This is a genomic window from Kitasatospora sp. NPDC001119 (genome assembly GCF_053598475.1).
The window spans coordinates 178256-185189 of sequence record NZ_JBSFKI010000020.1; the positions used below are offsets into that span (position 1 = coordinate 178256).

General features: G+C 77.9%; 3 protein-coding genes. 1 reads left to right on the forward strand and 2 read right to left on the reverse strand.

Annotated elements, in window-relative coordinates; all coding sequences use genetic code 11:
• Window positions 1–34: 34 nt before the first annotated feature.
• Entirely contained in the window at window positions 35–1288 is a 1254-nt protein-coding gene (locus ACWDD9_RS25045) for a serine/threonine-protein kinase (protein WP_449812689.1), read from the reverse strand.
• Between the two features lie 253 nt (window positions 1289–1541).
• Complete coding sequence (locus tag ACWDD9_RS25050) at window positions 1542–3479, reverse strand: serine/threonine-protein kinase (protein ID WP_449812690.1); 1938 nt, start codon at window positions 3477–3479, stop codon at window positions 1542–1544.
• Between the two features lie 380 nt (window positions 3480–3859).
• Between ACWDD9_RS25050 and ACWDD9_RS25055 the strand changes: the two genes are divergently transcribed.
• On the forward strand, window positions 3860–6697 hold the full coding sequence (locus ACWDD9_RS25055) for an FHA domain-containing protein (protein ID WP_449812691.1): 2838 nt from the start codon (window positions 3860–3862) through the stop codon (window positions 6695–6697).
• Window positions 6698–6934: the final 237 nt, after the last annotated feature.

Consider the following 6934-nt stretch of genomic DNA (forward strand, 5'->3'; position numbering starts at 1 on the left):
TCCCCCGGCCTCACGACGGCGGCCACGGCCCCGGCTACGGCGCCCGCGGGGCCGTGCCGGACACCGCCGGACGGGTCGGGTGGCCGCCGTTCGGGACGGTGGCCGCGAAGGCCGTCCAGGCCGCGGCGGCGCCCGCCAGCAGCAGCACGGTGGCGATCAGCACGGCCAGCAGCCGGCGGCGGCGCAGCAGCGCCTGGCGGTCCCGGCGGTGGCCCGGGGCGGCGCGCTGGGCGCGGGACTCGAGCGCGTACGCGGCCAGCTCGTCGGCCGACGGGCGGCGCAGGCTGGTGTGGGTGTCCCGGGTGGAGTCCGGGGCGGCGCCGGGCACCAGCGGGACGGCCGGGCCGCGGCGGCGCTTGTGGATGCCGGGGCCGGCGTCGATCTCGGCGTAGACGGCCTCGCCGGGGGTCAGCTGTTCCTCGGCCGGGGCCCGGCCCTGGCCGGGCACGGCGAGCACCGGCAGGCCGGCCAGCGAGGGCAGCTGCTCGCGCAGCCGCGAGGCCAGCTCGGCGGCGCGCAGCCGGGAGGCCGGGGCCTTGGCCAGGCACTCGGAGATGATCCGCCACAGCCCGTCCGGCAGGCCGGGGATCGGCGGGACCTGCTCGGTGACGTGCCGGCGCAGCACCGCGCCGGTGTGGCCGCCGCCGAACGGGGTGAAGCCGGCCAGCAGCTCGTACAGCACGGTGGCGAGGGCGTAGATGTCGACGGCGGCGCGCGGCTCCAGGCCCTCGATGATCTCGGGGGCGAGGTAGTCCGGGGTGCCGATGATCCGGGTGGCCCGGGTGCGGCGCGGGGCGTCGACCAGGCGGGCCACCCCGAAGTCGGTGAGCTTGGCGCGCGGGGCGCCGCCGGGGCCGGGGGCGGCGGCGAGGTCGAGCAGGACGTTCTCCGGCTTGACGTCGCGGTGGACGATCCCGGCCGCGTGCGCGGCGGCCAGGCCGTCGGCGACGTCGGCGATGACCGAGGCGGCGGTCTGCGGCGGCAGCGCGCCGTCCCGCTCCAGCCGGGAGCGCAGGTCGGTGCCCTGGACCAGCTCCATCACCAGGGCGAGGTCGCTGCCGTCCACCACCATGTCGCGCACGCCGACCACCCGGGGGTGGTCGAGGCTGGTCAGCGCGGTGCGCTCCTGGACGAAGCGGCCGACCAGCACCTGGTCGGCGGCGAGGTCCTCGCGCAGCAGCTTGACCGCCACCGGGCCGTCGGGCCCTTCACCGAGCCAGACCGTCCCGGCCGAACCCCGGCCGATCACCTGGTGGACGGTGTACCGGCTGCCGATCTTGCGTGCCAATGCTGCTCCGTGGGCGGCGCGGGAGCGCTCCGGGGGTCCGGCGCGCTCGGTGGGGCGGGACAACAGCGACCAACCTACGCGCCCGGAGGGCCTGCGGGGGCCGCCCGAAGGGCCCGGAGCGGGAGTCCCGGCCGAGAAATCTCGATAATTGTCGACATAGCGTCAATGTGGCCGCCCGGGCGGGCCGGAGGCCGGAACGCCGTCCGGGCCCGGACCGGTTCCGGCTCCGGATCGGCTCCGGCCCCGGGCGGCGCTACTTGCCGAAGAGGCTGTTCGCCCAGTCGCGCGCCGAGTCGAACCAGCCCACGACGTTGTCCCAGTAGTGCGGCAGCGGCGTGAAGTTCCACAGCGCCACCCCGGCCACGGCCAGCACCAGCAGCACCATCAGACAGCCCTTGAAGCAGCCGAGCCCCGGGATGTACATCCGGTTGCGGCTGCGCGGGCGCGGCTCGCGGGCCGGCCCGGGCTCGCGGCGGGCCGGGGCCGGCGGCTCCTCGCGGCGCTGCGGCGGGGCCTCCCGGTACTGCGGCGCGGGCGGCTCGGCCCGGCGCGGCACCGGGGTGGGCGCGGGCGGCGGCGGGTAGCCGCCCTGCGACTGGCCGTACCCGCCCGGGGCCTGCCGGTAGCCGCCGGGCGGCTGCGGACGGCCGCCCTGGCCCCGCTGGCCGCCCTGGCCGACGTTGCCTCCCTGGCCGGCCTGGCCCGCCTGGTAGGGCGGCGGGGCCACCGGCGGGCGCTGGGCGTAGCCGGGCGGGGGCGGGGCCTGGCGGTAGCCGCCGGGCTGCTGTCCGCCGGGGCGCCCACCCGGGGCGCCCTGGCCCGGCCGGTGCCCCTGGCCGCCGTGGCCGCCCGGTCCGGCCGGGCCCCCCTGCCCGGCCTGGTAGGGCTGCGGGGCGACCTGCGGCTGCGGGAGGTCCTCGTAGTCCTCCGGGCCGAAGTAGCCGACCTGGGTCTGCTGGTTGCGGTCCCGCGCCGCGCGCAGCTGGGTCTGCCACGGGTGCGGCGCCTCCTCCTGCGGCGGCCCAGCGGGCGGGGGCGGCGGCACGGCGGCGGGCGGCATCACCCGGGTGCGGTCCGGGGCGCCCTGCGGGGGCGGCGGCTGGGTGCCCATCACCGCGGTCGCCGCGGCCGGGTCGTACTGCCCGCTGGTCGGCGGCAGCACCTGGGTGTGGTCCTCGGCACCGGGGGTCGTACCGGGGACCGTGAAGCCCGGGGCCAGGGCGCCCGGCACCATCGCGGGCGGCAGTGGCGGCATGCTGCCGGGGACAGCCGTCGGCTGCGGGTCCGACAGCAGCAGGGCGCCGACCGCCAGCGCCTCGTCCACCGCCGCCGGGGAGGCGTGCACGCCGACCCCGGCCGCGACCACCCGCAGCGCGTGCGCCAGCGAGGTGGCACCGGGCCGCTGGGCCGGGTCCTTGCGCAGGCAGCGCTCGATCACCGTCCAGAGCGGCTCGGGCATGGTGCTGGGCCGCTGCGGCTCCTGGGCCAGGTGGGCCTGGAGCACGGCGAGGGCGCTGTCCCCCTGGAACGGCTGGCGGCCGGTGACCAGCTCGTACAGCATGATCCCGGCGCCGTACACGTCCACCGCGGAGGTCTGCGGACGGCCCTCGGCGGACTCCGGCGCGACGTAGGCGGGGGTGCCGACGAACTCGTGGGTGCGGGTGACGCCCGGGGAGTCGGCGAGCCGGGCGATGCCGAAGTCGGTCAGCAGCGGGTGCATCCGCTCGACGCCGTCCACCACGGTGGAGGCGAGCATCACGTTGGCCGGCTTGAGGTCGCGGTGGACGATCCCGTCCGCGTGGCTGGCCGCCAGCGCGTCCGCGACCTGGGCCATCAGCAGGGCGCCGGCGATCGGGCTGAACGGGCCGTTGGCGCGCAGGTAGCGGGCCAGGTCGGGGCCGTCCACCAGGTCCATCACCAGGGCCAGCAGCTCGCCCTCGACGACCAGGTCGCGGACCCGGACGATGTTGGGGTGGGTCAGCCGCAGCAGCAGGGAGCGCTCGCGCAGGAAGCGCATCACCACGTCGGGGTCGGCGGCCAGCTCCTCGCGCAGCACCTTGATCGCCACCCGCTGCCCGGGCGGGCAGCCCGGCACCTGGACGTCCTCGCGCACCACGCCGCGCCAGACGGTGCCGGTCGCACCCCGCCCGAGGGTCTCATCCAGCAGATACTTGCTGCCGACTGGCCGCACCTGTCGCACTCCTCGCCGTGCCGCCCGCGCGGGGCGCTCCTCCGCCGGTGCGGTGAGCCTGCCGGGCCCGTGTCTGCGGCCACTCTAACGGTGACCGTACGGGTTTTTGAGGTGGTCGGTAGGCCATCCGCACGGTCTGGGGAAGGGTTGGGGGAGATCCCCTAGGGAAGGTCCCGGGCACCCCGCGAGAGGACCGTCGACCTGACTCTCCGTCGCCCCGGTCACGGCCACGATCGCAAGATCGTCAAATCCGGTACGGTGCGCGGACCGTCCACGACGGATGGCAGGATGGACACTCGCCACTCGTGTGGCCCAACGGTGCCCTTGGCACCGGGCAGCGGCACCAGGCTTCACATCAGCAGAAGGGACCCGCGGGCGAGATGCAGATCCGGCTGACCGTCCTCCGACCGCGCAGCGGCCCGTCCGCCGCCGGCTCCGCCATTCCCTACGTGGACGTGCTGGTGACCGCGCCCGTCGGCACCGCACTCGGCGCCATCGCGGGCGCGCTCGCGGGTGCCGTGGGCGTGCGCGGGCCGCGGGCCGCCACCCACGTACACCTGTACGCCGGGGCGCACCGGGTCGACGAGCACACCCTGCTCGGCCACCCCCCGCTGCTCGACGGCGCCGTCCTCAGCCTGAACGAGCCCGACCCGACCGCCGACGACCCCGACGACGCCCCCGCCGCCGCCGAACTGCGGGTGGTCGGCGGCCCCGACGCCGGCGGCGTGCACCGGCTGCACGGCCGGGAGATCCGGATCGGCCGCTCCGCCGAGGCCGACGTCCCGCTCGACGACCCGGACGTCTCCCGGCTGCACCTCTCCCTGCACCTCGCCGAGGACGGCCGGATCTCCGTACGCGACCTCGGCTCCACCAACGGCACCGCCCTGGACGGCCGGCTCGTCCCGCCCGTCCCGCCGGAGGCCGCCGTCCCGCTGGAGCCCGGCGCCGTGCTGCGGATCGGCGAGTCCACCCTCCAGGTGACCGCCCCCGACCCGGCCGAGGCCGCCGGAGCCGTCCGCGCCGCCCTGCCGGACGGCCACGGCCACCTCCAGCTCGCCGCCCCCGGGCCGGTCCGGCCCGCACCGCCCGTGGTCGAGCCGCCCGCCGCCCCCGAACCCGCGCCCGGCCGCGGCCGCGGCCTGTTCTCCCTGCTGCCCGGCCGCGCCGCCGAACCGCCCGGTCAGGAGAGCGCCGAGCGCCACCACGCCGCGGTCCGGCTGCGCCAGACCGCCGCCCAACGCGAACGCTGGCCCGACCTCGCCACCCTGCTGCTCAACGCCGTCGGCCCCGGCCCCCGGCTCTGGGAGCGCGGCCCCGGCCACCCCGACGCGCTCACCCTGCGGCTCGGCACCGCCGACCGCCCCGGCGGCCCCGGCACCACGCCCGGCACCATGCTGCCCGCCGTCCCGGTCACCCTCGACCTGCAGACCGCCGGCAGCCTCGGCCTCAGCGGCCCGCGCGAGCGCCTGGACGCGCTCACCCGCGCCGTCGTCGCCCAGCTCGCCGCGCTGCACCCGCCGACCGGGCTGAGCCTGGTCGTGGTCGACGCCGACCCGGCCCGCGCCGCCGAGGACCGCGTCGACACCTGGGCCTGGGCCCTGTGGCTGCCCCACCTGCGCCCGGTCGACGGCCAGGACTGCCGGCTGCTGATCGGCCTCGACGACGAACAGGCCACCGCCCGGCTGACCGAGCTCACCGCCCGGCTCAGCGGCCCCAGCGGCCTCGGCGGCCACCCCGCCACCGTGGTCGTGGTCGACGGCCGCCCGGCCACCGAGGCCGCCCGGCAGGCGCTCGACCTGCTGCTGCGCCAGGGCCCGGCGGTCGGCATCTTCCCGATCTGCCTCGCCGAGCAGCCCGAACTGCTCCCCCGGGGCCTCGGCGCCACCGCCCTGATCACCGGCGAGGTCGGCACCCAGCTGTCGCTGTCCCGGCCGGTCGCCCGCGGCCGGGAGACCCTCCACGAGGTCTCGCTGGACGCCGTCTCGGACGCCTGGGCCGAACGGCTCGCCCGGGTCCTCGCCCCGCTGCGCGAGGCCACCCCGGCCGCCCGCGGCCCGCTGCCCGACGTGCTGCGGCTGCTCGACCTGCTGCAGCTCGACACCGTCACCCCGGCCAAGCTGTCCGCCCGCTGGGACGCCCACGCCGGCGGCATCGGCGCCGCCACCGCCCTGCTCGGCACCACCCGGGACGAGCTCTGCACCCTCGACCTCGCCGACCCCGAACTCACCGTCCCCTCCCCCGACCCGGGCGGCCCGCACCTGCTGATCGGCGGCGCCCGCGGCTCCGGCAAGACCGAGCTGCTGCGCACCCTGGTCGCCTCGCTCGCCGTCTCCGAGCGGCCCGGGCGGCTCGCCGTCACGATCATCGAGGGCCGGGCCACCGCGGACGGCCAGGACGGACTGGACGGCTGCACCGAGCTGCCGCACGTCAGCGGCCGGGTGAACGCCGCCGCCGACCCGCGGGCCGCGCTGCTCGCGGCCGAGGCGCTGGAGGACGAACTCACCCTGCGGGAACGGCTGTTCGACGGGCTGGACTTCGCCTCCTGGCACGCCGCGCGGATCCTGGACGGGCAGAGCCTGGACGGGCCGGAGGCGGACGCCGAGCACCCCAAGGTCCCGGTGCCCGCCGCCGTCGGCGGCGGAGCGGCCACCACGCCCCGGATCATCCCGCCGCGCAGCGCGGAGGGCCCCCGCCCGACCGGCTCCGCCGCTCCCCCCGCCCGGCTCGTCGTCGTCGTCGACGACTACGACGCCCTGCTCTCCCCCACCTCCGCCGCCGGCCGCCCGCTCGCCCGCGCGCTGGCCGCCGTCGCCCGCCGCGGCGGACCGGTCGGCGTCCACCTCGCCGTCGCCACCGGCCGCCCGGAGGAGAGCGCCGGCACCGAGGTGGACGAGGCCGCGCTGCTGCGGATCGCCCTGCGCACCGAGGACCCGGCCGACTCCGACCTGCTGATCCACCTCGGCGACGCGGCCGCCCTGCCCGAGGACACCCCCGGCCGCGGCTACCTCCGCCTCCCGGACGGCGGCGTCACCGCCTTCCAGACCGCCCGGATCAGCGGCCGCATCCCGCGCACCGCCACCCTGCGGCCCACCGTCGTCGCGATAGACCCGCTCCAGCTCGGCGCCCCGCCGGCCCGCCGGCCCGTCCGCGAACTCGGCAACGGCCCCACCGACCTCGCCCTCCTCGCCAGCGCCCTCCAACGCGCCGCCGCCCGCTGACCCCTCCGGGCACCGCCTTGTGCGTGGGAAGTCGGCCCGGCCGACTTCCCACGCGGCCGGTGGCCCCGGCCACCTCGCCTCACAACCCGTTGCCGCTTCGGCCACCCCGAAGCGGCAACGGCATCAGGCACCACTCCCCGCACAGGAAGTCGTCAGGTGACTCTGCTGGCGAAGTCGGTTGGGTTGGGCGTGGGACAGTAAGTGTCTGCTGGTCGGGGCGGATTGGCTGTCTGTGGG

Excerpts from the sequence above, each read along its gene's own strand:
- ACWDD9_RS25055 (WP_449812691.1), top strand. The coding sequence starts at position 3,860 with ATGCAGATCCGGCTGACCGTCCTCCGACCGCGCAGCGGCCCGTCCGCC.